General features: G+C 73.9%; 27 protein-coding genes. 14 read left to right on the plus strand and 13 right to left on the minus strand.

Annotation, left to right across the window (positions count from 1 at the left end; genetic code table 11):
* Nucleotides 1-26: 26 nt before the first annotated feature.
* Nucleotides 27-959, minus strand: coding sequence for an FkbM family methyltransferase (locus H305_RS0104015; protein ID WP_037762283.1), 933 nt, complete (start codon nt 957-959; stop codon nt 27-29).
* Nucleotides 960-1,173: 214 nt separating this feature from the next.
* Here H305_RS0104015 and H305_RS0104020 point away from each other — a divergent pair, with 214 nt between their 5' ends.
* Complete coding sequence (locus tag H305_RS0104020; RefSeq protein WP_234020611.1) at nt 1,174-1,593, plus strand: ATP-binding protein; 420 nt, start codon at nt 1,174-1,176, stop codon at nt 1,591-1,593.
* A gap of 109 nt (nt 1,594-1,702) precedes the next feature.
* Nucleotides 1,703-2,533: a hypothetical protein gene (locus H305_RS0104025; protein WP_028799280.1), complete on the plus strand. Its 831-nt coding sequence runs from the start codon at nt 1,703-1,705 to the stop codon at nt 2,531-2,533.
* 171 nt (nt 2,534-2,704) lie between these two features.
* Here the strand turns inward: H305_RS0104025 and H305_RS0104030 are convergent, their stop codons facing one another.
* The 7 genes from H305_RS0104030 to H305_RS0104060 all read right to left on the minus strand — a co-directional run bounded on the left by H305_RS0104030 (nt 2,705) and on the right by H305_RS0104060 (nt 8,469).
* Nucleotides 2,705-4,543 (minus strand): alkyl/aryl-sulfatase, encoded by a 1,839-nt coding sequence (locus tag H305_RS0104030; RefSeq protein ID WP_028799281.1) that lies wholly within the window; start codon nt 4,541-4,543, stop codon nt 2,705-2,707.
* A gap of 61 nt (nt 4,544-4,604) precedes the next feature.
* Nucleotides 4,605-4,826, minus strand: a complete 222-nt coding sequence (locus H305_RS0104035) for a hypothetical protein (protein WP_028799282.1) — start codon at nt 4,824-4,826, stop codon at nt 4,605-4,607.
* Between the two features lie 70 nt (nt 4,827-4,896).
* The gene (locus H305_RS0104040; protein WP_028799283.1) at nt 4,897-5,169 is read right to left on the minus strand and encodes a hypothetical protein; all 273 of its coding nucleotides are present in this window, start codon (nt 5,167-5,169) and stop codon (nt 4,897-4,899) included.
* A 225-nt stretch (nt 5,170-5,394) separates the two neighbouring features.
* Complete coding sequence (locus H305_RS44400; RefSeq protein WP_037762287.1) at nt 5,395-6,141, minus strand: hypothetical protein; 747 nt, start codon at nt 6,139-6,141, stop codon at nt 5,395-5,397.
* On the minus strand, nt 6,138-6,689 hold the full coding sequence (locus H305_RS0104050) for a SigE family RNA polymerase sigma factor (RefSeq protein ID WP_028799284.1): 552 nt from the start codon (nt 6,687-6,689) through the stop codon (nt 6,138-6,140). The genes H305_RS44400 and H305_RS0104050 overlap by 4 nt, the downstream gene beginning before the upstream one ends.
* Before the next feature lie 92 nt (nt 6,690-6,781).
* Nucleotides 6,782-7,390 carry a hypothetical protein gene (locus H305_RS0104055; RefSeq protein ID WP_037762289.1) on the minus strand — a complete coding sequence of 203 codons (609 nt, stop codon included), beginning with the start codon at nt 7,388-7,390 and terminating at the stop codon, nt 6,782-6,784.
* Between the two features lie 128 nt (nt 7,391-7,518).
* Nucleotides 7,519-8,469 carry a L,D-transpeptidase gene (locus tag H305_RS0104060; protein WP_037762292.1) on the minus strand — a complete coding sequence of 317 codons (951 nt, stop codon included), beginning with the start codon at nt 8,467-8,469 and terminating at the stop codon, nt 7,519-7,521.
* 111 nt (nt 8,470-8,580) lie between these two features.
* On the opposite strand from H305_RS0104060, the gene H305_RS0104065 reads away from it, so the two are divergent.
* From H305_RS0104065 to H305_RS0104080, 4 genes are all read left to right on the plus strand, one after another.
* The gene (locus H305_RS0104065; RefSeq protein ID WP_028799287.1) at nt 8,581-9,093 is read left to right on the plus strand and encodes a SigE family RNA polymerase sigma factor; all 513 of its coding nucleotides are present in this window, start codon (nt 8,581-8,583) and stop codon (nt 9,091-9,093) included.
* On the plus strand, nt 9,083-9,790 hold the full coding sequence (locus tag H305_RS44405; protein WP_051370354.1) for a L,D-transpeptidase: 708 nt from the start codon (nt 9,083-9,085) through the stop codon (nt 9,788-9,790). The genes H305_RS0104065 and H305_RS44405 overlap by 11 nt, the downstream gene beginning before the upstream one ends.
* 196 nt (nt 9,791-9,986) lie before the next feature.
* Nucleotides 9,987-10,388 carry a MarR family winged helix-turn-helix transcriptional regulator gene (locus H305_RS0104075; RefSeq protein WP_028799288.1) on the plus strand — a complete coding sequence of 134 codons (402 nt, stop codon included), beginning with the start codon at nt 9,987-9,989 and terminating at the stop codon, nt 10,386-10,388.
* 11 nt (nt 10,389-10,399) lie between these two features.
* Nucleotides 10,400-10,678 carry a ribosomal protein L7/L12 gene (locus H305_RS0104080; protein ID WP_028799289.1) on the plus strand — a complete coding sequence of 93 codons (279 nt, stop codon included), beginning with the start codon at nt 10,400-10,402 and terminating at the stop codon, nt 10,676-10,678.
* A gap of 130 nt (nt 10,679-10,808) precedes the next feature.
* On the opposite strand, the gene H305_RS0104085 is transcribed toward H305_RS0104080, so the two are convergent.
* Entirely contained in the window at nt 10,809-12,152 is a 1,344-nt protein-coding gene (locus H305_RS0104085) for a helix-turn-helix domain-containing protein (protein WP_028799290.1), read from the minus strand.
* Nucleotides 12,153-12,303: 151 nt separating this feature from the next.
* Here H305_RS0104085 and H305_RS53910 point away from each other — a divergent pair, with 151 nt between their 5' ends.
* The gene (locus H305_RS53910) at nt 12,304-12,465 is read left to right on the plus strand and encodes a hypothetical protein (protein WP_199791332.1); all 162 of its coding nucleotides are present in this window, start codon (nt 12,304-12,306) and stop codon (nt 12,463-12,465) included.
* Nucleotides 12,466-12,698: 233 nt separating this feature from the next.
* On the plus strand, nt 12,699-13,943 hold the full coding sequence (locus H305_RS0104090; RefSeq protein WP_028799291.1) for an amidohydrolase: 1,245 nt from the start codon (nt 12,699-12,701) through the stop codon (nt 13,941-13,943).
* Between the two features lie 8 nt (nt 13,944-13,951).
* Here H305_RS0104090 and H305_RS52085 read toward each other — a convergent pair whose 3' ends face one another.
* The 3 genes from H305_RS52085 to H305_RS0104105 all read right to left on the minus strand — a co-directional run bounded on the left by H305_RS52085 (nt 13,952) and on the right by H305_RS0104105 (nt 17,112).
* Entirely contained in the window at nt 13,952-15,190 is a 1,239-nt protein-coding gene (locus tag H305_RS52085; RefSeq protein WP_028799292.1) for a hypothetical protein, read from the minus strand.
* Between the two features lie 118 nt (nt 15,191-15,308).
* A complete protein-coding gene (locus H305_RS0104100) occupies nt 15,309-16,466 on the minus strand; it encodes a PP2C family protein-serine/threonine phosphatase (protein WP_028799293.1) in 1,158 nt (385 codons plus the stop codon).
* Between the two features lie 4 nt (nt 16,467-16,470).
* Complete coding sequence (locus H305_RS0104105; protein ID WP_028799294.1) at nt 16,471-17,112, minus strand: NAD(P)-dependent oxidoreductase; 642 nt, start codon at nt 17,110-17,112, stop codon at nt 16,471-16,473.
* Between the two features lie 139 nt (nt 17,113-17,251).
* Between H305_RS0104105 and H305_RS0104110 the strand changes: the two genes are divergently transcribed.
* Together H305_RS0104110 and H305_RS0104115 are read left to right on the plus strand one after the other, a co-directional pair.
* Nucleotides 17,252-17,689: a hypothetical protein gene (locus H305_RS0104110; protein ID WP_028799295.1), complete on the plus strand. Its 438-nt coding sequence runs from the start codon at nt 17,252-17,254 to the stop codon at nt 17,687-17,689.
* Nucleotides 17,690-18,205: 516 nt separating this feature from the next.
* Nucleotides 18,206-19,105: a hypothetical protein gene (locus H305_RS0104115; RefSeq protein ID WP_037762298.1), complete on the plus strand. Its 900-nt coding sequence runs from the start codon at nt 18,206-18,208 to the stop codon at nt 19,103-19,105.
* Here the strand turns inward: H305_RS0104115 and H305_RS0104120 are convergent.
* A complete protein-coding gene (locus tag H305_RS0104120) occupies nt 19,020-20,351 on the minus strand; it encodes a PLP-dependent aminotransferase family protein (protein WP_028799297.1) in 1,332 nt (443 codons plus the stop codon). The genes H305_RS0104115 and H305_RS0104120 overlap by 86 nt on opposite strands.
* 74 nt (nt 20,352-20,425) lie before the next feature.
* Here H305_RS0104120 and H305_RS0104125 point away from each other — a divergent pair, with 74 nt between their 5' ends.
* The 4 genes from H305_RS0104125 to H305_RS0104140 all read left to right on the plus strand — a co-directional run bounded on the left by H305_RS0104125 (nt 20,426) and on the right by H305_RS0104140 (nt 24,999).
* A complete protein-coding gene (locus H305_RS0104125; protein WP_028799298.1) occupies nt 20,426-21,223 on the plus strand; it encodes an alpha/beta fold hydrolase in 798 nt (265 codons plus the stop codon).
* A gap of 209 nt (nt 21,224-21,432) precedes the next feature.
* Nucleotides 21,433-21,882 (plus strand): DUF7144 family membrane protein, encoded by a 450-nt coding sequence (locus H305_RS0104130; RefSeq protein ID WP_028799299.1) that lies wholly within the window; start codon nt 21,433-21,435, stop codon nt 21,880-21,882.
* A gap of 85 nt (nt 21,883-21,967) precedes the next feature.
* Complete coding sequence (locus H305_RS0104135; protein WP_028799300.1) at nt 21,968-22,975, plus strand: endonuclease/exonuclease/phosphatase family protein; 1,008 nt, start codon at nt 21,968-21,970, stop codon at nt 22,973-22,975.
* Between the two features lie 89 nt (nt 22,976-23,064).
* Nucleotides 23,065-24,999 carry an FUSC family protein gene (locus H305_RS0104140; protein WP_028799301.1) on the plus strand — a complete coding sequence of 645 codons (1,935 nt, stop codon included), beginning with the start codon at nt 23,065-23,067 and terminating at the stop codon, nt 24,997-24,999.
* The last annotated feature ends 111 nt before the right edge of the window (nt 25,000-25,110 follow it).

Consider the following 25,110-nt stretch of genomic DNA (forward strand, 5'->3'; position numbering starts at 1 on the left):
CCCGCCGTCCCCGCCCGCGCGGGGCCCTAGTCGGCGGCCGGTACCGCCGCCGCGCGCACCATCACGCAGTCGAACTCCACCACGCGCCCGGTGGCCGCCTCCCTGGACACCGGGTACATCCCGGTGATCTCGAAGCCGCTGCCCTCGTACACGGCGATCGCCTCACCCATGCGCGGACTGCCCTCGTACAGCCGCAGCGTCGCGACCTCGGACTGCATCCCGACGAACTCCCCGGCACGGTCGCCCGCGCCCGCGAACACCTCCAGGTCGTACCCCTGAGTGTCCATCTTCAGATAGGGACGGGGGTCGCCGAGCCCCGCGAGGGCCTTGTCCATCATGCCGTCGAGACGACGGATCTCGATCTCCTCGGTACGGGTCTTCGCGAACCGCTTGTAGCGGTCCTTGCCGTAATCGCTGGGCGGGAGGAGGGAGTTCATCGTGTTCCAGCCGACGTGGATGGACCGTGTGGCGTCCTCGCGCCCCAGGCCGACCTGGTACACCCACCAGTCGGGGTCCTCCTCGGCGGCCTCGCTCAGCTTGGCGAAGGCCTCCGCCGTCGGTTCGAAGGAGACGATCCGGCCGGTGTAGCCGAAACGGCGCAACTGCCGCCCGTACTGGCCCGCGTTGGCGCCCACGTCGAAGACGCAGTTCACCTCGTACCGGTCGAGCAGCGCGGTGACGTGCTGGCCGCACAGGTAGGACGCGGCCGCCAGCTGGAACCGGCGCTCGTCGGCCGCCGCCAGCATCTCGTCGAGGACGAGGCGAGCCCCGCTGTCGCCGAGCGGCACGCTCTTCCACCCCTCGGCCCTGCCGCGCAGTACCAGATCGGCTCCCCGGCCCATCGGCACGCGGGTGCGTTCACCGCGCCGGTACAGCACCGCGGCGCCCGGACCGAGATCCAGCACCCGCACCCCTATCCGGGGGAGCAGACCTAGCAGCTTTCTCTGAAGGGTCGGCATGCGCCACACCTTTCCAGACATGCGTGACTCATACCGGTGGTTCACCGAGGAGGCACTTGGCGGGTTTGTGACGTACGACGCCGGTTGCGGATCGCCGGGGATGGGCATCACCCGGGGGCAGGACCGGCCGCGCACCGTGTCGCGCGGGTCCCGGCCGGCGGGGATGGAGCCGCCGGGTACTCGTCGTCCTGGGAGGGGAAGAGAGGTGTCCGTCATGCGTGCGCACCAGCGCACCGTCCGACCGACCGCCCGCGTGGAGTACGCACTGCCGCGTGCGGCCGTCTCGGCGGGCAGGGCCCGCAGGCTGACGTCGGCGTTCCTCACCGCGCCCCGGCCGCCGATGGCACCGCCGACCGCCGACCAGGTCGACGACGCCACGCTCATCGCCTCCGAGCTCGTCGCCAACGCCGTACGGCACGGCCGCACCGGCTGCCGGCTGCGTCTGCAACTGGGCTACGGGCACGTGACCGTCGAGGTCCACGACGACAGCCCCGGGAGCCCGCGCGTCGGCCTGCTCGACACCGAGTCGGAGAGCGGGCGCGGGCTCGCAATGGTCCAGCAGCTCGCCCACAGCCTGGAGGTCGTCAGCACAGGCTTCGGCGGCAAGACGGTCAGGGCCGTACTGGCGGTCTGACCGCGACCGTGCCGGCGGCTCACCCGGACGGCCCGGTGCGCTGGTGGGAGTGCCTGGCCGGTGGTGGCGTGGAGGGGACACACACCGCGTCCTCCGGAGGCCTCCCGCCATGAACCGTCCGACCCGCCGTACCGCCTCCGCCCGCCACCGCTCGTCCCGTGTCCTCGGCTCCGCCCTGGCCGTGGGCGTGCTGCTGGCGACCGCCGCGTGTTCGGGCGACGACTCCGGCGGCGCGGGCGCCTCCGCCTCCCCCAGCATCAAGGAGTCTTTGGGCGCCTCGCCCTCCGTGCGCACGCTCAGCCAGTCGGAGGCACAGACCGCTCTGATCACCAACAGCGACCTGGGGTCGCAGTGGACCGCGTCGAAGGGCGCCGCGGCCTGGCGGGACACGCTGCTCAAGAGCAAGGTCGACCAGCAGTCGTTCGTCACGAACAAAGGCAATGCCGCCGACTGCCAGAAGCTGCTCGACGGCCTGTACGCCGAGAACCTGCTCGGCGCTCCGACGGGCGCCCACGCGAACACCGGCTTCGACGACAGCGACAACGACGGGCAGATGCGCTACCAGGTGGCCGCCTACGGGCAGTCGGCGGTGGACGCGAACCTGAAGTGGCTGAACACCCTGCCGGACAAGTGCGACCAGTTCACGGCGGTCGACGCCAAGGGCGGCAAGCAGACCGTCCAGGTCATCGAGACGTCCCTGCCCGGTGTCGCCGACGCCCGTCAGGGACTCCAGATCACGATGAACGGCTCGATGGAGGGCGAACCGACCACCCTGACTCTGGACTACGCCGCCGTCCGCGTCGGCGACAGCGCGCTGTCCCTGACCAACGGCGGCCTCCAGGGCGCCGAGAGCAACTCCACGACCCAGGCCGTCCAGGCGGGCGCTTCCCGCCTGAGCGACGTCCTCGCGGGCAAGTCCCCCGCCCCCACCCAGGGCTGACACCGCCCCGGACGAAGACATGGGACCGGCCCGATCCCCCGATCGGGCCGGTCCCGCGGTCGCCGCACGCGGGGTGTCCGCCCTCCCATGGCAGGAGGCCGGCCCGTCAAGGGCGCCGGGGCGAACCGCCCGCGCCCGGGGGTGTGTTCGGGCCGTGCCCGAGGCCAAGTCCTACGGCGTGACGATCGGGAAGGCCCTGTCGGGGTCCGAGGTGTAGGAGAGCAGGCGGGTCAGCAGGTCCGGGTCGCCGTCCGTCTCGATGCCCGCCAGGCCCTCGCCCGCGAGGACGCCGATCAGTTCGGGGCGGGTGAGGATCAGGGTGAGGCCGGCGTGCGGCTTCGGGGTGTGGTGGACCGGCATGCCGCGGTGCGTCAGGGCGCCGTGGTGCAGGTTGACGCGATGGCGGCGCTGCTCGTCGATGACGACGAAATCGAGGGTCATGTGGTCGTTCCAGGCCCGCGGGCCGTCGATGCGGACGGCGAGCGAGTCGAGGAGCATGCTCACGGTCAGCGCGGACGCCATCGCGGTGCTCGAGGTGTCGACCTCGTTGGCGGCCGGGCCCTCCCGCAGCTCCAGGGCGCCCGTCAGGTAGATGTTGCGCCAGGGCCCGTTCTCGGAGCCGTGCCCGAGGCGCTCGTAGACGGTGGCGAGCTCCTCCTTGGCGGTGGTGTTCTCCGGGTCGGCGAAGACGAGATGGAGCAGCAGGGTGGCGGCGAAGCGCAGGTCGCCCGCCTCGGCGTACGTACGGGCCTTGGCCAGCGTCTGCTCCGGGCCGCCCGCCACGTCGACGTAGCGCCGGGCGAGTCCGACGGGCGGGTGCTCCCACAGGTGGGCGGGGTTGCCGTCGTACCAGCCCATGTAGCGCTGGTAGACGGCTTTGACGTTGTGGCTGACGGAGCCGTAGTAGCCCCGGGCGTGCCAGGCGGTCTCCAGGTCGGGTGGCAGGCGCAGTTCCTCGGCGATCTCGGTGCCGGTGAGTCCTTCGTTGAGGAGGCGGAGCGTCTGGTCGTGCAGGTAGGCGTACAGGTCCCGCTGCTCGCCGAGGAACCTGACGACGTTGTCCCGTCCCCAGGTCGGCCAGTGGTGGGAGGCGAAGCCGACGTCGTAGGTGTCGCCGAAGACGTCGATCGCCTCGTCGAGGTAGCGGGCCCAGACGCGGGCGTCGCGGACCGGGGCGCCACGCAGGGTGACCACGTTGTGCAGGGTGTGGCAGGCGTTCTCGGCCATGCACAGGGCGCGCTGCTCGGACAGCAGGAAGTTCATCTCCGCGGGCGCCTCGGTGCCGGGCGTCGGCTGGAAGACGATCCGCACGCCGTCGACGACCTCGGTCTGGCCCGTGCGGGTGATGTCCACGGTCGGCGCGACCAGGCCGACGGTACCGGTGGAGGTGATCGTGCCGAGTCCGGCGCCGATCTGGCCCCGCGGTCCTGTCGGCAGCCTCGATCCGTACACGAAGGTGGCGCGCCGCAGCATCGCGTTGCCGGCGTAGACGTTCTCGCTGACCGCGTGCTCCAGGAAGTTCTCGGGGGCCAGCACGGGCACCCCGTCCTCGGTGCCGTGCGGCAGCACCCCGCGGGCGCCTCCGAAGTGGTCGACGTGCGAGTGGGTGTAGATCAGTCCCGTGACGGGCCGCTTCCCGCGGTGCTCCCGGTACAGCGCCAGGGCCGCCGCGGCGCACTCGGAGGAGATCAGCGGGTCGATGACGATCACGCCCCGGCTGCCCTCGACGAGGGTCATGTTCGACAGGTCGAGACCCCGGACCTGGTAGACGCCCTCGGTCACCTCGTAAAGGCCCTGCCGGGCGCACAGCCTGGCCTGCCGCCACAGGCTGGGGTGCGCCGTGTCCGGGCAGTCGTCCTCCAGGAACGCGTAGGCGTCCGCGTCGTGCACGACCCCACCGTCGGCGTCCCGCACGACGCCCGGCACGAGCGCAGCGATGAATCCCCGGTCGGCGTTCTCGAAGTCGGTGAGATCGTCGAAGGGCAGGTCGTCACGCGCCGGGGCAGTCATGCGTCCAGCGTGGGTCCCGGCCTGGTGGGCGGCTAGCGGTGTGGGCCGTTCGTGGGGCGGGTCAGAGCCGGTCCATCCGGCCGTACGGGCTGAGGACGCGAACCCGCTGGGCGCCGAAGTCGACGAGCATCGCGATGCCCTCTTCGGCGCCGACGATCGTGCCCAGGCCGTACTGGTCGTGGGAGACGCGGTCTCCGAGGCTGAACTCCTTGGCCACGGGAGCGACCGGGGCGGCGAAGGGGCTGGTGGGCAGGTGGCGCCTGGGCGCGGAGGATTTCGTCATCGTGCATCCAGTATGGCCGTGCCGCACGGCGACGGAAGAGCTGTGAAGGTCTCGATCGCGCGAACCTCGGTCACGGCACCCGGCCGCTGCCCCGCGCCGGGGAGCCCGGCACGGGGACATGGGCCTCCCCCGAGGACGACTGTTCCAGCCGGTCACGCAGCTCTGTGGGGACACGTACGGCGAGGTCGCCGGCCCCGGCGGGCATCTGGGAGAGCGGCACCTCCTGGCGGTCGACCGGGCCGCGCCGGCCCGGGCAGCCGCCGTGGCTGTCCACGAAGACCGTGCTGCGCATCGCCGTCCCGGGGTGCGGCTCGGGGATCACCGTCAGCCGGTACGCCACCACGGCCGCTGCGCCGCTGCGGCCGGTCCGGCGAGCACGACGGCCGGCGCGATCAGCACCCGGCGCAGCCGGCGGCCACGGGTACGCCGGGCCCGGATCCGGCGCGCGCGGAGGAACCGGCCGACGCGGGTGCGCCGCAGCCGGGGCGCACCCGCGTGTGCCGCGGCCGGGGCGCCCGCCCCGCCACGACGGCACCCGGCTCCGTCCCGGCGGAGCCGCCCGGCGCGCTCACGGGGTGAAGTCCTGGGTCGCGACGACCCCGCCCGCCGAGTCGTGGACCGTGACTCGCTCGGTGACGCCGGTCATGGTGCCGTCGGGCGTGGCGGACTCCGGCACCCTCACCTGCGCGTACCAGACGCCCCAGCCGGGCTTGCCCGCGAGGACGAGGGCGGTGCCGTCGACGTCGCCCGCGGACGTGGTGACCGTGACGCGGGCCGGTTCTCCGGGGCCGTGGAAGATGCCGGAGAGGAAGTAGCCGTCGCCCTGTCCCGACTCCTGGAGGCTGATACCGGGGTCGCTCATGTCGAGGTTGCCGTCACTGACGCTGCGGAACTGGGGGCCGGGCGCGCCCGGCTCCGTCCAGTGCTTGCCGTCCTCGGTGAGCCAGATCCTGGTGCCGGGCGAGACCGTCACGCGCTCGCCGGGCGCCACCACCCGAACCGTCCCGGCGGGTGCCGAGGGGGAGGGGCTCGCCGTGCCGGCCGTCGGGGAGGGCGGGCGCACGCTGCTGCCGGGACCGGACGGCTCGCCGGCCGCACCCGTGCGGAGCACCACCACGGCCAGCGGCACCAGCAGCACTCCGCAGGCCGCCGTGAGCACGGCGGTCCCGCGCCGCCGTCTGCGTCGCCGGCCCTCGCGTTCGATGGCGGCCAGGGGAACCGCGGAAGGGCTGACGTCGTAGGCGGCTTCGGCGAACACCTCGCGCAGCCGCTCGGCCTCGGCCGGCGGGCGCGGGGAACGGAACGGGTGGTTCATGGGCGGGCTCCGGAAACGGGGTGTCGGCCGTCGAACAGGGGGTGGGCCCGCAGGGCCTCGATGCCGCGCCGGGCATGGGTCTTGACGGTGCCGACCGAGCAGCCGAGGAGCTGGGCCGTCTCGGCCTCGCCGAGGTCCTCCCAGTAGCGCAGCACCATCACGGCGCGCTGCCGGGCCGACAGGGCCGCGAGCGCCTCGTCCAGGGCCGCTCGCTGGGCGACGGTCTCCGCGTGGCCGGGCTCGCTCGCGTGCACCCGCTCGGGCAGGAACGGCATCAGCAGCTGCACGACACGTCTCTTGCGCACCCGGCTGAGGTTGTTGTTGACCAGTGAGCGGCGCACATAGAAGTCGACGTCGTCGCGCGGGATGCGCCGCCAGCGCGCGTACACCTTGGCCAGCGTGGTCTGGACGAGATCCTCGGCCTCGTGGAAGTCCCCGGTGAGCATGTGCGCGGTGCGGACCAGGCGGGGCCAGGCCGCGGTCGCGTACGCGGCGAAGTCGCCGTCGTCGGCGGAGTCCTGGGAGGCGTCGGTGGGGGTGAGCGGCACGGCCGGCGGTCCCTCGGTGTCGGGTACGTGGGGGTGGAGGCGGTGCGGGGGAGCCGAGACCTGAACAACCCGGCTCTCCCGCACCACCGGGCTCACTTCAGCTGGGCGTAGATCCGGCCCTTGGTGTCGCGGACGGTGACGGTGCCGAGGAAGTCGGGGTCGCCCTTGCCGTCGGCCGGGGCCTGGGCGGTGGCGTACCAGACACCCCAGCCGGGCCTGCCCGCGAGCTCCAGCAGCTTGCCGTGCACGGTGCCGGCCTTGGTCTCGACGCTGACGCGGGACGCGGTGCCCTTGCCGCCGTAGTAGAGACCGGAGAGGAAGTAGCGGCCCTCGGCGTCGCCTTCGGCCTGCATCGACACACCCGGCCGGGTCAGGTCGACGTTGCCGTCGACGACGCTGCGGAACTGCGGCTCGGGGTCGCCGGCCGTCGTCCAGTGCTTGCCCTCCGCCGTGAGCCAGATCTCCGCGCCGCCGTCCACGGCGACATGCTCGCCGGGGGCGACGATCCGGGCGGTGGGCGCCTTCCTGGCGGCGGCCTCGGCGACCGGCCGGACGGCGGTGGCGCGTTCGGTCCGCGCCGCGGAGTGGGTGGAGGTACCGGACGCCGCCTTCCCCTGCGAGACGGCGTACGACACCGTGGGCGCCCCGACCAGCGCGACGGCCACGGCGGTCGCGGCCAGGTACTTCTGCATCCGTGTCATGGACGGACTCTCCTTGCGATATGAGGAACGTGCGGCGGTGAAACGGTGCGGAGGGCGCCTCTCCACTCCTCCAAACTCCGTTGGCCCGTAAGCCGGATGACACCCGGAGGGAAATTTCCCGCACGGCCTCAGGACAGCGCGCTGCCCGCCTTCCACTGCTCCCAGCCGAGGTTCCAGTCGCCGTATCCGTTGCCCACGGCCACCGTGTCCTCGGAGCCGACGACCTTGACGACGTCGCCGGGGATGACCTCGTCGTAGAACCTCTTCGCGGTGCCGTCGGTGGCGAGTCCGACGCAGCCGTGGGTGACGTTCTGATGCCCGGCGTAGGTGTTGGCCTTCGGGTTCTGGTGCAGATAGGTGCCCGAGGTGGTGAGGTGCACGGCGTAGTAGTAGTAGCCCGCGTACGCGTCGCCGTAGCCGACGGTCTGCGAGTTCATGAAGACCTTGGTCGCCTTGTCGGAGACGACCATGGTGCCGTTCCAGGTCTCCATGCCCGGGGCGCCCGCCGTGATGGGAACCTTGCGCGTCGTACCGGCCTTCTCAACCGTCATGGAGTGTGTGCGGACATCGACCGTGGCGACGAGGGAGCGGCCCACCGTGAAATGCCGAGTGATCCCGGCGCCGGCCCGGACGGCGACCTCCGTGCCGGGCTTCCAGTACGTGCGCGGCCGGAAGTCGACGCGCTGCCCGTCGAGCAGATTGCGGTCCTTGACCCAGCTCCACGAGCCCTCGACGTCGGCTGTGACCTTCAACTGCCTTTCCACATCCGCCCGTTCGGCAGTCGGTACGGCACGGTCGAAGGTCACCGATATGGGCATGCCGACGCCGACGGTCTGCCCGTCGGCGATGTTGACGTGCGCGCCCGGCAGCGACTTCAGCGGCTTCGGCGTGGCCTTGTGCCCCTTCTGCCGCTCCGGGTTGACGGTCGTGGTGGCCTCCGGTGCGGCGCCCGTCCCGGTGCCTCCGCTCCCGTCGGCTACGGCCCGCCCCGAGCAGCCGGCCAGCGCGAGCGCGCACACGGCCAGCGCCGCGGCCCCCCAGGCGCGGCCCGGCCGACGCCCCCTGACTCCGGTGGTCATCGTGATCCCCCTGTGGTGTGTTTCGATGTGCCACGTACGGGACCTGTACGCACGGCGGCGACGGCCGGGTTGCATCGGGCCGCGGAAATTCCGGAAACTCCGGCGGGGGGCATGACCGAGGAAGAGTTCGACGCGTTCTACGCGACCGCGTTCCCCCGGCTGACCGGTCAGCTCTACGCGTTCACCGGTGACCACGGTGAGGCGCAGGACGTCGTCCAGGAGGCGTTCGTCCGCGCCTGGGACCGGCGGCGCGAGTTCCTCGCCGACGGGGCGCCCGAGGCGTGGATACGGACGGTGGCGATGCGGCTCGCGGTGAGCCGCTGGCGCCGTGCGCGCCGCTGGCTCGAACTCGTGCGGCGCACTCCGCCGCCCGAGCACACCCCGGGCCCCGATCCTGAGCGCACCGCTCTGGTCGCCGCGCTGCGCACCCTGCCGGAGGCGCAGCGGATGGCCCTGGTCCTGCACCATCTGTGCGACATGAGTGTGGAGCAGGTAGCCTCCGAAACCGGGGCTCCCGTGGGCACGGTCAAGGCCCGTCTGTCCCGCGGCCGGGCGGCACTGGCCCAGGTGCTCTCGGCGGACTCGACGGACGAGGAGGAGAGGGAGGACGACCGTGTCCGATGAACTCACCTCGAACCTGCGCGAGTTGGCCGCCGCGGGCGAGACCCGCCCGACACTGACGGGCGCGGAGATCCGGGGCCGGGCGGTACGCCGCCGACGCCGCCGGCGTACGGTCGTGGCGACCGCCTCCGTCTCCGCCGCGGCGGCGCTCGCCCTGCTCGTCGCGGTCGACCTGCGCGGCGGCACGGACCAGCGGCCCGCCCCTGCCGCGAGCCCCACCGGGACCCCGAGCTTCCCGGCGACGCCCGACGCCACGGTCGACCTGTCCCGGCGGCAGATCGATGTCGCCGGCCGCGTCCTGCCGGTCACCTCCGGCACCGAGCTCCGGCCCACGGCCACGGGCCGGATGACGGTCACCGCCAAGAGCGCGGCCAAGGTGATGCCCGGCACCACGGTCGGCCTCAAGTCGGGCTACGACCTCAAGGTGTCGTGGGTGATCGAACTGTCCTCCTCCAGCGGCTCGGCGAACTACATCGCCGCCATCGCCTACGACGAGAAGGCGCCCGGCAACTACGACCGCACGACGGGCTGGATCGGCCTGCGCTCGGCGGACGCGGCGTGGCTGTACAAGCAGGTGAAGCTGGGTGCGGTGATCGACATCGAGGGGTCGGCTCCCAGGTCCACCCCCGGCCGGTCCACGGCAGGTCAGGGCGCGAACGGCGGCACGGGAACGGGAACGGACGTCGGCGCGGGCGGTTAGACCCTCGGGCGGCCGGCGGCAACCGGACATGACCGCGCAGACTGACGCGTCCGCCGGCCGCACCGGCGGTCCCGCCGACCCGACGGACGTCTCAAGCCGGGCGGACGCCCCGGATGCGACGGACGCCCTGGGGACGGCCGGCACCCTCGGCACGACCGACGTCTCCGGCCCGGCGGACGCCGTCGACCTCGAGGAGCTGGGCCGCGCGGTGAAGGAGGCGCAGTACCGGCACCACCGCGCCCTGGACACCCGCCTCGCCGCGGCCGGCACGACCCTCGCCCAGTGGGACGCCCTGCGCGCGATCGCCCGTGCGCCCGGCGCCTCCGCGCACGAACTGGCCGTCGCCACCTTCCAGGGCGACCAGTCCTTCGGCACCCTGGCGAGCCGACTCGCCGCGCAGGGCCTCGTCGAGCGCCGCCCCGGACGCGGCAGGCGCATCGAGCACCGCCTCACCGCGGACGGCGAGCGCGTCCTCACCGCCGGGCGCACGATCAGGCTGGACGTCCTCACCGCCTCCTTCGCCCCTCTCGACCAGGACGAACGGGCCACGCTGCTCGCACTGTTGCGCCGCGTCGGCCTGCGGGGCGAGGGGTCCTAGGATCGGTGCCCATGGAAATAACGGGTCTCTTCGTCCTGGCCGCACTGATGATCGCGAGCTTCGCCGGACTGGAAAGCAAGCTGGGCCGCACCGACCGCGGAATCGCCCGCGTCGAGCACAAGCTCGACCTGATCCTCGACCACCTCGGTCTGCACGCCGGTGATCCGGAACTGCCCCAGGTCGCCGCGCTGCTGCGGGAGGGCAAGAAGATCCAGGCCATCAAGGCCTACCGCGAGGCCACGGGCGCCGGCCTCAAGGAGGCCAAGGACGCGGTCGAACGCATGGGGTGACCGGTCCGCCGGCCGCCGCGACCCCGCTCTCCGGGTGCGCCCACCCCGAGCGGCCCCGTTCCGGTCGGGCCCGCCACGCGCGAGCCCGCTCCGAGAGCGCCCGCCCGGCGCGTGAGCCGTCGGCGGGAGCTCAGAGCGGGGGCTGCGCCGGGGCCGGGCCCAGGGTCGTCGTGCCCGGCGCGGTGCGATGGCCGAGGCCCGTGCGGTACGCGTCGAGCGCCGCCTCGATGCGGCCCGTGCGACGCAGCAGGTCGCCGAGGAGCCGGCACAGGTCGGCCAGGTCCCCCGCCGCCCCGGCCCGCTCCAGCAGGCTCATCGCGCGTACATAGTGCTCCTCGGCCGCCTCGGTCTCCCGGGCGTCCTCCGCGATGATGCCGAGGAGCCGGTGCGCGGCGGCCGAGTGGATGGCTCCCCGTTCGGGACTGAGGTCACCGAGCACCTCCCGCAGCAGGGCGGCGGCCTCCTCCGACTTGCCGCGCCGGTGCAGTACGTCGGCGAGCTCGACGGCGACCTGACTGGTGTAGAGGGCGGCCCGCTTGGCGGAGAGCATCGCCTGCGCCTCACGCAACTCGGCCTCGGCGCGCTCCAGTTCGCCGTTCTGCGCGTACAGGTACCCGCGCATCCAGTGGCAGTTGGCCAGTTCGGTGCGGATCTGGAGCTGGCGGTAGAGCTCGGCCGCCTTGGCGAGGGACACGTCGGCCTCGGCGATGCGCCCCTCGGCGATCATCGTGCGGGCCACCGAGCGGTGCATCCGCGCCACCAGCGCCGGATCGCCGACCTGCGGCGCGAGCGCCAGTGCGAACTCGGCGGCCTGGGCGGCCCGGGCGTGCGCGCCCATGTCCATGTAGGGCGCGATGACTCCCGTGTAGAGCAGGAGCAGCGCGTCGGGGTCGTGCAGTCCGGTGCGGTTGAGCTCGTCGAGCGTGGACTCGAACAGGTAGCAGGCGTAGCGGAGTTCGCCCGCCAGGTAGTGGGAGACGGCCCGCCCGCGCACGGCGGGCACGCGCTGCGGCAGTGGCGCGTCGCCCGTGCGGCGCTCGGACTCCTCGAAGCGCTCCCGTGCGGTGGCCAGATCGCCGGTCTCCATGGCGCATTCACCGAGGCCCAGCAGCGCGGCGGCCTGCTCGGCGATGAGCCCGTGCGCGTCCGCCTCCGCGAGGAGCAGGGCGTACTGCTCCGCCGCGACCTCGGCCTCTCCGGTGGCGAGCGTGCGCTGCGCGTCGGTCAGCCGCAGCCGCAGGTCCGTGGCGAGATGGGCGGGCCGCCCGGTAGTGAGCTCCTCGTAGGCGATGCCGAGCCGCTCGGCGATGTGCCGCAGCGCGGGTTCGGAGGCCCGCACCCGGCCTGCCTCCAGCGTGGAGATGTAGGCGGGCGTGTACGCGGGCTCCGCCAGCTGTTTCTGCGTCAGACCGCGCTCTGTACGCAGCTGTTGCACCCTGCGCCCGATGATCTCCGGGTCGTCGCGCTCCGCCATGGATTAAGCATGCCATTAAGTCGACTTACATTCGGACGACTCCTGACTATTGTCCAACCTCCTGGCTGCTCTTGCCCTTTGACGCCCGCAGCCCCTACGTTAAGCGACGGATTAAGCCTGCTTAATAAGCCGCTGTTGTTGCGAGGTCGCCGTGCTCCGACGTCTTTTCGCGCGCTACTCCAGAGGGTTCGGTGCGGCCGTCGTCGCCGTGGCGGCACTGGTCACCGCCGCGAACGCGGGCCCGGCGCGGGCGGCGGAACCGCCCCGCCCAGCCCAGCACGTGCCGTCGACGGTGGCACAGACCGGGCGCTGAGGTCCGGCCGGGTCCCGCCCCCCCTTGGGAACCCGGTCCACCCCGGTGCCCGCCGCCCTGGGGCGGCACGTACGGCGGCCGTCGACGGAACTCCCCCTTCCGCCGGCGGCCGCCGGACGACCACGGCGCCGCCCCTTGACCGCCGCTCTCGCGCTGGTGACCGCCGCCCCGCCCCCGGCCCACTCATGACGCGCTCCCCTCACGCGTCCGTGCTTCGTGGCTACGCTGATCCCGTGACCTCTCCCGCCGCCCGCACCGCGCTGGACCTCACCGCCGACCTCCCGGTCCCGGACCTGGAGGACCTCTACCGGGACCTGCACCGCCATCCGGAACTGTCCCTGCGCGAGCACCGCACGGCGGACCGGCTCGCCGGGCTGCTGCGCCGCGCCGGGTACGAGACCCACGACGGTGTCGGCGGCACGGGCGTCGTGGGTGTGCTGCGCAACGGCGAAGGCCCCACCGTCCTGCTCCGCGCCGACATGGACGCGCTCCCCGTCGCCGAGGAGACCGGCCTGCCCTACGCCTCGACGACGCCCGGAGTCATGCACGCCTGCGGGCACGACCTGCACGTGACCTGGCTGGCCGGCGCCGCCGACGCGCTCGCCGCCGGACGCGACACCTGGGGCGGCACTCTGGTGCTGGTCGGACAGCCCGCCGAGGAGACCGGGGAGGGCGCGGCCCGGATGCTCGCGGACGGTCTCTACGAGCGTGCCCCCCGGCCGGACGTACTGCTCGCCCAGCACGTCGCACCCGGCCCCGCGGGCCTGTACGCGCACTCGCCGGGCCTGATCATGTCCGCCTCCACCGACATCGACATCGTGGTGCACGGGGCCGGCGGCCACGGCTCGCGCCCCGAGGCGACCGTCGACCCCGTGGTGACGGCGGCGTACCTCGTGACCCGGCTCCAGACCGTCGTGAGCCGCGAGGTCGCGGCGCGCGAGTCCGCGGTCCTGACGGTCGGACGCATCGAGGCGGGCACCCGGCACAACATCATTCCGTCCGAGGCGCGTCTGTCCCTCAACCTGCGCACACAGTCGCAGGAGGTCCGCGAGCGGATGATCGCCGCCGTGCGCCGTGTCGCGCGGGGCGAGTGCGCGGCGGCGGGCTGCCCCCGCGAACCCGACGTCACCGTCGGCAGCAGCTTCCCGGTGACCGTCAACGACCCCGAGACGGACCGCCGTGTCGCCGCCGTGCACGCCGAGGTCTTCGGCGCGGGGACGGTCCTCGACCCCGGGCCGGCGATGGGCAGCGAGGACTTCGACCGGCTCGCGGTGGGCGAACTCCCTTACTCCTACTGGTTCGTGACGAGCACCCCGGCCGACGTGTGGGACGCGGCTCCGGGCGGCGGCGACCTGATGGACCGGCTCGCCGCCGTGCCCGGCAACCACAGCCCGCTGTTCGCCCCCGACCTGTCCGTGGTCGCGCCGGGCGTGCGGACGCTGGTGTCGGGGGCGCTGGCGTCGCTGAACCTCGCCTGACCTGCTCCTCAGGCCTGCGTCTGGAGCTGGCGGAGCTGCTGTCGCACGTGGTCCAGCGCCCCCTGCCGACGGCCCGGAACCCGCCGTCTCAACTCGGCGAGCGCGGAACCCAGTTCACGGGCGAGCACCGCGTCACCGACCAGGCCCCACTGGTGGTGGGCCCGGTCCACGGCCGACTCCACCGCCGGGGAGTCGGGGGCCTGGCCCGCGCCCAGCCGCGCGTCCGCGACCGCCAGCCAGGTGCGGCAGCTGCGCTCCGGGTCCGCCGCGAACATCGCCAGGTCCGCGCGCACCTCCATCCAGTGCAGCACCTGCTCGGAGGCGGGCCCGAACGTCCGCAGCGCCTCCTGCTCCCGCCGCCCGGCCAGCGCCTCGGCCTCGCCGTGCCGGCCGGCCCGGACGGCGGCGGTGATGGTCTCGTGGGGGTCGTGACCCGCCGGGGTCCCGGTGCGGGCGCCCCCCGGAGCGGAGGCCGCGGCGGGCGGCCCGACCGGCCGGAAGCCGCCGGTCGGCGGGGCCGTGGGCGGCACGGCCGGCAGGGGCGGGGGCACGGCGGCCGCGGGCGCCGGCTCGGCGGCGCCGTACGCGTCGTGCCACGGCCGCGCCACCGCCCGCGGCGTCAGCACGATGTCGGGCGGCCCCGGCCGGATCTCCTCGCCCGTCGCCCGGGTCAGCGCCCGCTGGTGCAGTTCGGCGAGGGGCGGCCGGTGACCGCTGCGCAGGACGGTGGCCGCCGCCCTCATGTACGCCGGAACCGCCACGCTGCGGCGGGGCGGCGGCGGCGCGATCCGGCCGTACAGCGCGGTGGACGGGCCCGCCGTCAGGGGGCGGGCCGCGAGGTGGTCCCAGGTCTCCGCGTCGGCGTGCAGGTCGACGAGGAGCGTGGTCGTGCCCGCGGGGCGCAGCCGGAGTTCCTCGGTGATCCAGTGCCAGGGGAAGGCGGTGTAGCGGACCGTCGCCGGGGTGGTGCGGGCGAGAGCGAGGTGCGGCAGGCGCTGGCGGCGGTCGAGTTGGAGCTGGCCGGTGAGGAAGACCGTCAGCGGGCCGGGCGAGGCCGCCGCCGCGCGCAGCCGGGTCAGGACAGCCTGCGGCTCCAGCGGATCGGCCAGTTCCACGACGTTCGCCGTGTCGGTGCCGGACAGCACGGCGGGAGACACCGCGGCCAGGACGGGGAGCACGGACGCCGCGTCCACCAGACACCCCTTGCCCACCGGCGAGGCCGCGAGGAGCAGCACGGTTCCGGGCACAGATTCCCCTCCCCATCGATCACGTACGGCAGCACCGTAACCGCTGCGCGTGCAAAGCGGGGACGGCGGGAGGGCGAACGCAGCGCCCGTGCGCGGGTTCCGCGGCCGGTCGCGGGCGCTATCGGCGGCGCACGGCGAAGATCGTGGTGTCGTCGGCCAGCCGGCCGCCGCAGTGCCGCAGCGTGCCGTCGCGGACGAACCGGACCAGGCGGTGCGGGTCCGCGGTGCGCGGGTCCTCGGTCAGGGCGCGGGCCACGTGTTCGCGCAGCGGGAAGAAGGCGCCGCTCGCGTCCCGCGCCTCCGTCACCCCGTCGGTGACCAGCAGCAGCGTCTCGCCGTGCGCGAGCGGGACCTCGATCAGCGGCGGCGGGTCCTGTCCCAGCTCGCTCAGCCCGAGCGGCAGTCCGTCGCCCGGCGGCAGTTCACGCACGTCGTCCACGGTGACCACGAGCGGTGGCTCGTGCCCGAAGTTGATGACCTCGACACGGTCGGTGGCGTCCGGCGGGAATCCGATCAGGATTCCGGTCGCGAAGCGGTCGCCGTCCAGGCGGCCGAGCGCGGACGTGTAGCCGCCGTGCCGCAGCATCCGCACCTCCAGCCGGTCGGCGACCGTGCGCAGCAGGGGTTCGTGGTACCCCGACTCCCGGAACGTGCCGAGCAGCGCGGCCGCCGCCTCCACCGCTCCGAGCCCCTTGCCCTGGACGTCGCCGAGCAGGACGCGCGTGCCGTGCAGCCCCGGCTGGATGTCGTAGAAGTCCCCGCCGACGCGGGCGTCGCTGTCCGCCGCCAGGTAGACGGCCGCGTGGTCCAGGCCGCCCCAGCCCTGCACGAGCGGGCGCAGCACCGTGCGCCGGGTGGTCTCGGCGACGTCCCGCATGTGCAGCATGCGCTCTTCGCCGCGGACCCGGACCGCGCAGGCGAGGACCGCGAGCGTGCTGCCCAGGGCGACGAGGATGAAGTCGGGCAGGCCCGTCTGGTACTGGTGCGGCCAGGACGTGTCGACACCGATGTAGGTGGCCAGGGAGAGCACCGCGAGCGCCGCCGTGCCCCACACGCCGCAGATCGCCGCCGCGATGCCGGGCACCAGCACGATCCACGAGATGATGCGGAACTCGCCCGAGCTGTTCCAGTCGAACACGGCGATGCCGATGAGCAGGAGCAGCGGCGGCATCCAGGCGACGCTGCGTCCGTGCAGGCGCAGCAGTGACTGCCGCTGGACGGCGTCCGGTCGCCCGGCGCTCGTCCGTGGTTGCTCCGCGGGGCTGCGGCCGGCCACCTGATCAGTACGCGACCGACATCCGGGCGCGCGGGTGGGCGTCCTTCTCCAGCTCGTCGACGACGGCGATCGCGTAGTCCTCCGCGCTGATCCGGCTGTTGCCGTGGTCGTCGGTGAGCAGCCGGTCGCCGCCGACACGGAACGCACCGGTGCGTTCACCGGGGGCGATCTCCGCGGCGGGGGAGACGTACGTCCAGTCGACGGCCTCGTCGTCCAGAGCGCGGTAGAAGTCGAGCACGTCCCGGTGGGCGAGGGCCTCGGTGAGATAGGCCTCGGGGAAGCCCGGCTCGTCGACGAGCGCCCGGCCTTCGGAAGTCTCCAGGCTGCCGGCGCCGCCGACGATCACGAGCCGCCCGACTCCGGCCGTGCGCGCGCCCTCCACCAGCGACTTGTTGATCGCGAGGAAGGGCTCGCGGGCCTCCGATCCGTCCCGAGGCGGGACACAGGCGGAGACCACAGCGTCCGCGCCCGCCGCCAGCTCGGCCACCTTCGCCGGGTCCGAGGCGTCGGCGGCCGTCGCCGTGACCCCCGGCACCGGGGACTGTCCGGAGCGGCTCACGGCCACGACGCGGTGCCCGCGCGCGGACGCCTCGGCGGCGATACGGCTGCCGACCATCCCGGTGGCACCGAAAAGTACGAGCTTCATGCAGCTCAGCGAAACACGCGGGCGGGAGGGCCGCATCCCGGCGAGATCCGGCGGTCGCGAGGGCCGTCCTCCGACTTGCCAGGCACCGGGGCGAGGTGTGCTCTGGAAGGCAGGGGCGAGGAGAGAGAGGAGTGTTCCCATGGCTCAAGCGGCACCTGTGTCACCCGCCTCAGGGGCACCACGCACCCCCGACGTCTTCGGGGAGCGCACGCACGCGATCGCACGGTGGGCGGTGCCCGCCGCGCTCGGGCTCGTCTACGGCTACTGGGCCGCGGCCATCACCCGCTACGGCGGCCCGATCACCGGCTGGAACGTCCTGTTCGGGTTCGTGTGCGCCATCGTGTTCGCGGCGCTCCTCATGGGCGTGAGCAGACTGGCACCGCTGATGAAGCGGGAACTGCACGCCGTGGTGTGGGGCGCGTTCGCGGGCTGCGCGGTCGGCTTCCTCTTCAGCCAGAGCGGCGCGTCGGTGCTGTCGTCGTCGCTGATGGGCCTGGTGGCCGGGGCCGGCGTGTTCCTCGGGGCCTTCTACCGCTACTACACGCACGAGGACGCGGCGGGGCACCGCGTCGGATGACGGCGTACCGGTCCGTCCGACGAACACACCGCCCACGCGTCCGGACGACGCACGGCGCACGAGGCCCCGGCAGCAGCCGGGGTCTCGTGCGTCTCCCTCACTCACCTACCCCCTGGGACCCCGGTCCCAGGAGCCCGTGGAGGAGCCGGAGATGGTCCCCTCCGGCTCCACGGTGCGGAGCGGCCGCCGTGCTGCCCGTCACGACGGTCGGGAGGCCGCCCCTGAACGGGGCCGCGGCAGAGGGCGGCTGCGGCAGGAACCCGCAGGGCCCGGGTGTCACGCATGCCGGCCTCCTCTCCTCTCCCAGGAAACACCCGTTCGGGTGAGGCCTCCACCGGAGCGTTTGGGGGCCTTGTGTCCCCCGGGGTTCACGTGGGTGCGGGCCGCCTCGCACGGGGCGTATCGGCCGAGGGCCGGGACCAGGTGACCGGCGCGGAGCCTCCTTCGGCTTGCCGTATACGCCCATTTGGCGGCAAACGGCTCGCGCGACGCGTCCGGGAGGACTTGCCTGGAGGGGTGTCCCAACGTGTCCGGAGCTCCCTGTCGGCCGTGCTGATCCTCCTCGCCTGTCTGCTCGCGCCGCTCGGCGCGCTGTCCACCTGGGCGATGTACGGGCTCGGCGACCCCGGCCGGTACCGGGCCACGGTGGCACCGCTCGCCGCCGACAGCGACGTGCGGGACGCGATCGCCGCCGGTGTCACGGACGGCATCCTGCGCGAGGTCCATGTACGGGCGCGGTTGCAGGGGCCGGTGAACCACTTCGTGCGGGACGCGGTGCTCTCGTTCACCGAGACCGATGCGTACCGCACGGCGTGGGAGGCCGCGAACATGGCCGCGCACGACGCCGTGATGCGGGCGCTGCGCGACGACCGCGCGGGGCCGGTGACCGTCGACCTCGCGCCCGTCACCGAGCAGGTCAAGCGCAGACTCGCCGACGACCACATGCCGTTGGCGGACCGTATCCCCGTCGAGCACACCGAGGTCACCGTGCTCGAGGCCGAGGATCTGGCCCACTTGCGAAAGGGGTTCCGCGTGCTCGAAGTCGCCGCGTTCTGGCTGCCGATGGGCGCCGTCGCGTTCGCCCTCGCGGGCATCCTCGTGGCGGTGCGCCGCCGCCGGGCGCTCCTGGCGACCGGGCTCGGCACCGCGCTGGGCGCCGCGCTGCTCGGCGCGACGATCACCGTGGGCCGCCGGATGACCCTCGCCGACCTGCCGCCCGACGTGTCGCCGCTGGCCGCGGGCGCGGTCTACGACGCGCTCACGGAAACGCTCCGGCTGGTGTCCTGGCTGCTCCTCGCCCTCGGCCTCGCCGTCGCGCTGGCCGCGGGGCTCACGGGTGTGTACGCGCGATACCGGCGAGCGTCCGCAACGCCCCCGCAAGCTCCCGCGGAGCGGTCGAGGCGAGTCCGAGCCTGACGCAGTCCTCGGCCCGCGTACCGAGCACCGGGACCGTGAAGGCGGGCCCCGGAGTGAGCGCGATGCCCCGCTCCGCCGCCGCGGCGGCGAAGGTGTCCGCCCGCCACGGGGACGGCAGTTCCCACCAGACGTGGTACGCCTGCGGGTCGGCGCGCACGGCGAAGCCCGCGAGGTGTTCGGCCGCGAGCCGCTGACGGCTCGCCGCGTCCGCCCGCTTGGCGCGCACCAGGCGGTCCACCGTGCCGTCGCCGATCCAGCGCACGGCCGCCTCCAGGGCGAACCGGCTCGCGGTCCACCCACCCGAGCGGAGGGCGGCGGCCACCTGCCCGACGCGCCCCTCCGGTGCGACGAGGAAGCCGGCCGTCAGACCCGGGGCGACCCGCTTGGAGAGGCCGTCGACGACGTAGGTGCGCTCGGGGGCGTGGGCGGCGAGCGGGTCGGGGGAGCCGTCGTGCAGGAAGGACCAGATGCGGTCCTCGATGAGGGGGATGTCCATGTCCCGTGCCGTGGCCGCGAGCTGACGGCGCCGCTCCCCGCCCGTCGTCACCGAGGTCGGGTTGTGCAGGGTCGGCTGGACGTACACGGCGGACAGCGGCGCGGAGCGGTGGGCGGTCGTGACCGCCTCCGGGCGCAGGCCTTCGTCGTCCATGGCGAGCGGGACCAGGGTGATGCCGAGGCGCTCCGCGATCTCCTTGACCAGGGGGTAGGTCAGGTACTCGACGCCGACGCGGCCCCCGGGGCGCACCAGGGTGGCGAGTGCGGCGGCGATGGCCTGGCGGGCGTTGCCGGCGAAGGCCAGCCGGTCCGGTGCCGGGCGCCAGCCCGGGGTGGCGAGGAGTGCCGCGGCGGCCTCGCGGACGGCGGTCGTGCCGGTGGCGGGGGCCGTGCGCAGCGCGTCGGTGAGCACGTCGGGGCGCAGCAGCGGGGCCAGTCCGTCGGCGAGGAGCTCCGACTGGCCCGGCGCGGAAGGGTAGTTGAGCTCCAGGTTGACCCGGGCGGAGGTGGCGGGTTCGGCGAGCGCGCGGCCCGAGGGCGCGGGGGAGGCCCGTACGAAGGTGCCGCGCCCGACCTCGCCGACGACCAGCCCGCGCCGGACGAGTTCGGCGTACACCCGCCCGGCCGTCGATCCGGCGATCCCGCGCCGGCGGGCGAACGCCCGCTGCGGGGGGAGCCGTTCGCCGGGCTTGAACCGACCGGCCGCGATGTCGGCGGCGATGCGGTCGGCGATGCGCCGGTAGTCCTCCATGCGACCCCTCCACATTGCACCGAGAGCAAAGATCTTATTGCACCGAGGAGTTGGCCGCGCCTAGGGTCGTGGCCATGGCACCCTTCCTCGCCTACGAGGACAAAGGGGGCGCCTCCTCGACGGCGCCTCTCGTCCTGATCCACGGCCACCCCTTCGACCGCACCATGTGGGCCCCGCAGATCGCGGCCTTCTCCCCCTCCCGCCGGGTCGTCGCCCCGGATCTGCGCGGCTACGGCGCGTCCCCGTCGGAACCCGGATTTCCCGGAGACCCCGCCCTCACTCCCCTGTCCACGTTCGCCGAGGACATCGCGTCACTTCTGGACGAGCTGGGCATCGCCACGTTCGTGCTCGGCGGACTCTCCATGGGCGGCCAGATCGTCATGGAGTGCTACCGGACGTTCCCGGAGCGCGTCCGGGGGCTCGTCCTCGCGGACACCTTCCCCGCCGCCGAGACCCCCGAGGGCAGAAGGACCCGTAACGCGACGGCGGACCGGCTGCTGCGCGAGGGCATGGCCGGATACGCCGACGAGGTGCTGTACAAGATGGTCGCCCCGTACGCCGAGGCCGAGGTGGCGGCGCATGTGCACCGCATGATGGTGTCGACGCCGCCCGAGGGCGCGGCGGCGGCCCTGCGCGGCCGGGCCGAACGCCCCGACTACCGCGAACTGCTGACCCGCGTCACCGTCCCGGCGCTGGTCGTGGTGGGCGCCGACGACGAGTACACCCCCGTCCTTGACGCCGAGGCGATGCACGCGGCGCTCCCCGACTCCACACTCCGCGTGATCGGCTCGGCCGCGCACCTGCCGAACCTGGAGCGGCCCGAGGAGTTCAACGGCGCGCTCGCGGACTTCCTGGCACGGATCGACGGCTGAACGGCGTGGCTGGGGCCGGGCCGGTGCGGGGCCGTACGGCGAGGCCGGGGCTGTCCCTGTTCGGGACGGGTCCGGCGCGGGGCCTTCCCCACCGCGGGGACCGGCCCGTCGCGGGAACCGAATCGTCCCCCGTCCGGCCCATCGGGGCATGCGGCCCCCGTCCCCCGGGGCGAACCTGCGAGTGACACTCCAGGCCCCGAGGAGACCTCATGTCCCAGAACACCGCGCCCCTCAGCCCCAAGCCCGCCCCGGGCCCGGCCGGCGGACCCTCCCGCGATCCGGGATGGCACTCGGGAGGCACCCTCTTCGCCGGCGTCCTGATGCTGGTCGGCGGCATCCTGGGCGTGCTCATCGGCATCACGGGCATCGCCAAGGACGACGTGTACGCGCGCATCGGCACCTACGTCTACGAGTTCAACCTCACGACCTGGGGCTGGATCCACCTCGTCATCGGCGTGATCGTCGCGATCACCGGCTGGGGCGTCCTGAAGGGTCACGAGTGGGCGCGCGCCGTCGGCATCGCCGTCGCCGCGCTCTACATGATCGAGTACTTCATGTTCCTGCCCTACGAGCCCGTCTGGTCCGTCATCGCCATCGCCGTCGCGGTGTTCGTGATGTGGGCGCTGGCGACGGGAGGCGGCTCGCCCGAGACCGCCTGAGCGGCCTTCCGGGCAACCCGGCACCGCGGCACCCCGTCTTCGAGGGAGGATTCGGACACCCACACGGACGAGGGAAGGCCGGGACGTGGACACTGCGACGGCTGAGTGGACGGACCCCCGGGCGCCCGGAGACACGCGCCGGACCGGGCGCCGGGCCGCCGCCTGGGCGGCCTGGCTGCTGCTGGCCGCGGTGAGTGCCGTCGTCGGATGCCGGGCGGCCGACAGCGACGGGATCACGCCCGTGCCGCAACTGCTGGCGTTCCTGCCCTGGCTGCTCGCCCCCACCGCACTCGGACTCCTGCTCGCGCTGTTCGCGCGCCGGCGGGTCGGGGTGGTGTGGGGCGTGGTCCTGCTGGGGGCCGTCGCCTGGTACGTCGAGCCGTACGGCAGGACGAGCGAGCCCGGCGGGACACCGCTGGCGGAGCTGCGGGTGATGACCTCCAACGTGCAGTTCGGACGGGGCACCGACTCGCTCATCGGCGCCGTACGGCGGCAGAAGCCCGACATCCTGTTCGTGGAGGAGTGCGAGCACGTGTGCTCCCGGGCCCTGCGGGACGCCTTCGGGGGCAGCGGAGGGGACTACCCGTACCGGCAGGCCGTCGAGGGGGCGGGGTCCGACGGCTCGGTCATCATGAGCCGGTTCCCGCTGAAGGCCGCGGCCGGCGTGCGGGGCACCATGGGCATGCCCGGAGCGGTCGCCGACGTGCGCGGGCACGACGTACGGCTCCAGCTCGCCCACCCGATGCCTCCCCTCCCCGGCCAGCTCGGCGTCTGGCGGCGCGAGCTCGGCGGGCTGCGCGACTACGCGGCGGCCGGTGACGGTCCCACCGTCGTCGCCGGGGACTTCAACGCCTCCCAGGACCACGCAGCGTTCCGCCGCATCCTCGACACCGGGCTGCGCGACGGCGCCCGCCTCGCCGGAGACCCGCGCACCCCGAGCTGGCCCGCCAGGACCACGCCGACGCTCGGCGCGCAGATCGACCACGTGCTCGTCTCCGAGGACTTCTCGGCGAACGCGGCCGTCTTCCCCCGGATCACCGGCACCGACCACCGCGCCCTGGTCGTCGACCTCACCCTCCACCGGCACCGCTGAGCACACCCCGGCACCCATGGCGCCCGGGGTGGCCCCCACCAGCGCGAACGGGCCGGGAGGCGGGCGAACCCGGCCCTCATAATGGGGACATGTCCCGCGAGTTCCCCATCGGCCTCACCCCTCCCGACTGGCTGGTCAGGAACCTCCAACCGCAGAAGGCGTCCGTCAACCGGGCCGCCGCCGCCCGCGCCTCCGTCGCCATCTCCCTGCCGCTCGCCGTCGGCATCGCCACCGGGCGAGCGGACTACGGGGCCCTCGCCTCCATGGGCGCGCTGTCCGGGGTCATCGGCGACACCGCGGACGCGTACCGCATGCGCATCCTCAACATCGCCGTACCGCAGCTCTTCGGCGCGGTCGGCGTCACGGTCGGCGCGCTCGTGTTCGGACACGGCTGGACCGCCGTCGTCGCCGTCACCGCGGTCGCGCTGATCTCCGGGATGATCTCCACGATCGGCGCCGTGGCCTCCGTGTCCGGTCTGCTGCTCCTCCTCAACTGCGTGATCGGCGCCGGACTTCCGCTCCCCGGACCGTGGTGGCTCGCACCCCTGCTGATGTCCGGCGGCGGGCTCCTCGTCCTCCTGCTGGCCCTGCTCGCCTGGCCGGTGCGGTCGGGCGTACCGGAGCGGGCCGCCGTCGCCAGCACCTACCGGACGGTCGCGGACCTGCTCGCCGCGAGCGGGACCGCCGACTACGAGGAGGCCCGCTTCGCCGTCACCCAGTCCCTCAACCAGTCCTACGACCTCGTCCTCGCCCGGCGCGCCTTCCACCACGGCCGCAGCCCCGACCTCGTCCGGCTGCTCGCCCAGCTGAACGCCCTCACCCCGATCATCGAGGCCGCCCCAGCCGCCCACCAGCAGGGCGAGCGGCTGCCCGCCGAGATCCCCGAGGCCGCGGGCCGCCTCGCCGACGCCGTCGCCGCCGGCCGCTCCGGGCCCCTGGAACTCCGGCTCCCCGAGCCCACCAACGAGGCCGCCCGCGCCGTCGACCACGCCCTGCGTCACGCCGCCGACGTGGCGACGGACCAGGCTCTCGACCGGGCCCCCGCCGACGACCGCCTCGGCCGTCCCGCCGCCCTGCGCGTCCGGGCCCGACGGGCCTCCCGCGACGTCGTCCTGTCCGCCGCGTCCTGGCGCTACGGCCTGCGCCTGGCCCTGTGCATCGGCCTCGGGCAGGTGCTCGTCTCGATCGTCCCGGTGCCGCGCTCCTACTGGATCGCGCTCACCATCACCTTCGTCATGAAACCCGACTTCGGGTCCGTCTTCTCCCGGGCGCTGCTGCGCGCGCTGGGCACGGTGGCCGGCCTCGTCGTCGCGGCCGCGGTCCTCACGGTGGTGCCGCGCGGCTGGTGGGACGTGGCGGTCATGATGCTCCTCGCGCCGCTCGTCCCGGCGCTGACCCCGCGCGGCTACGGCTACCAGACCGCCGCCATCACCCCGGTGATCCTGCTGCTGTCCGACACCCTCAACCACCAGGGCACGGGTCTCATCGTCCCGCGCCTGACGGACTCCCTCATCGGGTGCGCGATCGCACTCGTCGCCGGGTATCTGCTGTGGCCGGAGAGCTGGCACACCCGGGTCGGCGACCGGCTCGCCGACGCGGTGACCGACACGGCCACGTACGTGGAGCGCGCCTTCGGCGGCGATCCCGATCCCGCCGACCGCGCCCGCCGGCGCCGCCGCCTGTACCGCGACCTGTCCGCCATCCGTACGGAGTTCCAGCGCGCCCTGACCGAACCGCCGCCCACCGGGCGCCGAGCCGCCGCGTGGTGGCCGCTAGTCGTCGCCGTGGAACGGATCGTCGACGCGACGACCGCGGCGCGCGTCCGCGTCAGACAGGGCGCGGCGGAGCCGTCCGCCGCCGAGATCTCCCACGTCGTGCTCCAGCTGCGGGAGCTGTCGGCGGGGCTGCGGGAGACCGAGGTGCTCGTCGCCGTCCGCACGGACCTGACCGGCCCCCCGGACAGCGTGCTCGAACCGCTGCGCCAAGAGGTCGCGGCGGCGCGGGCGATCGCCTCGCCCCACTGACGGGGCGCGGTCCGCCAGGGCGGGGGCGGGGCGGGCCCGGGCGGAAACAGCAGCGCGGGCCGCCCGTGCAGGGGGCGGCCCGCACCCGTGGGGGGTGGGTCTGGTCTGCTG

The sequence above is a fragment of the Streptomyces sp. 142MFCol3.1 genome (assembly GCF_000424945.1).
Classification (GTDB): domain Bacteria; phylum Actinomycetota; class Actinomycetes; order Streptomycetales; family Streptomycetaceae; genus Streptomyces; species Streptomyces siamensis.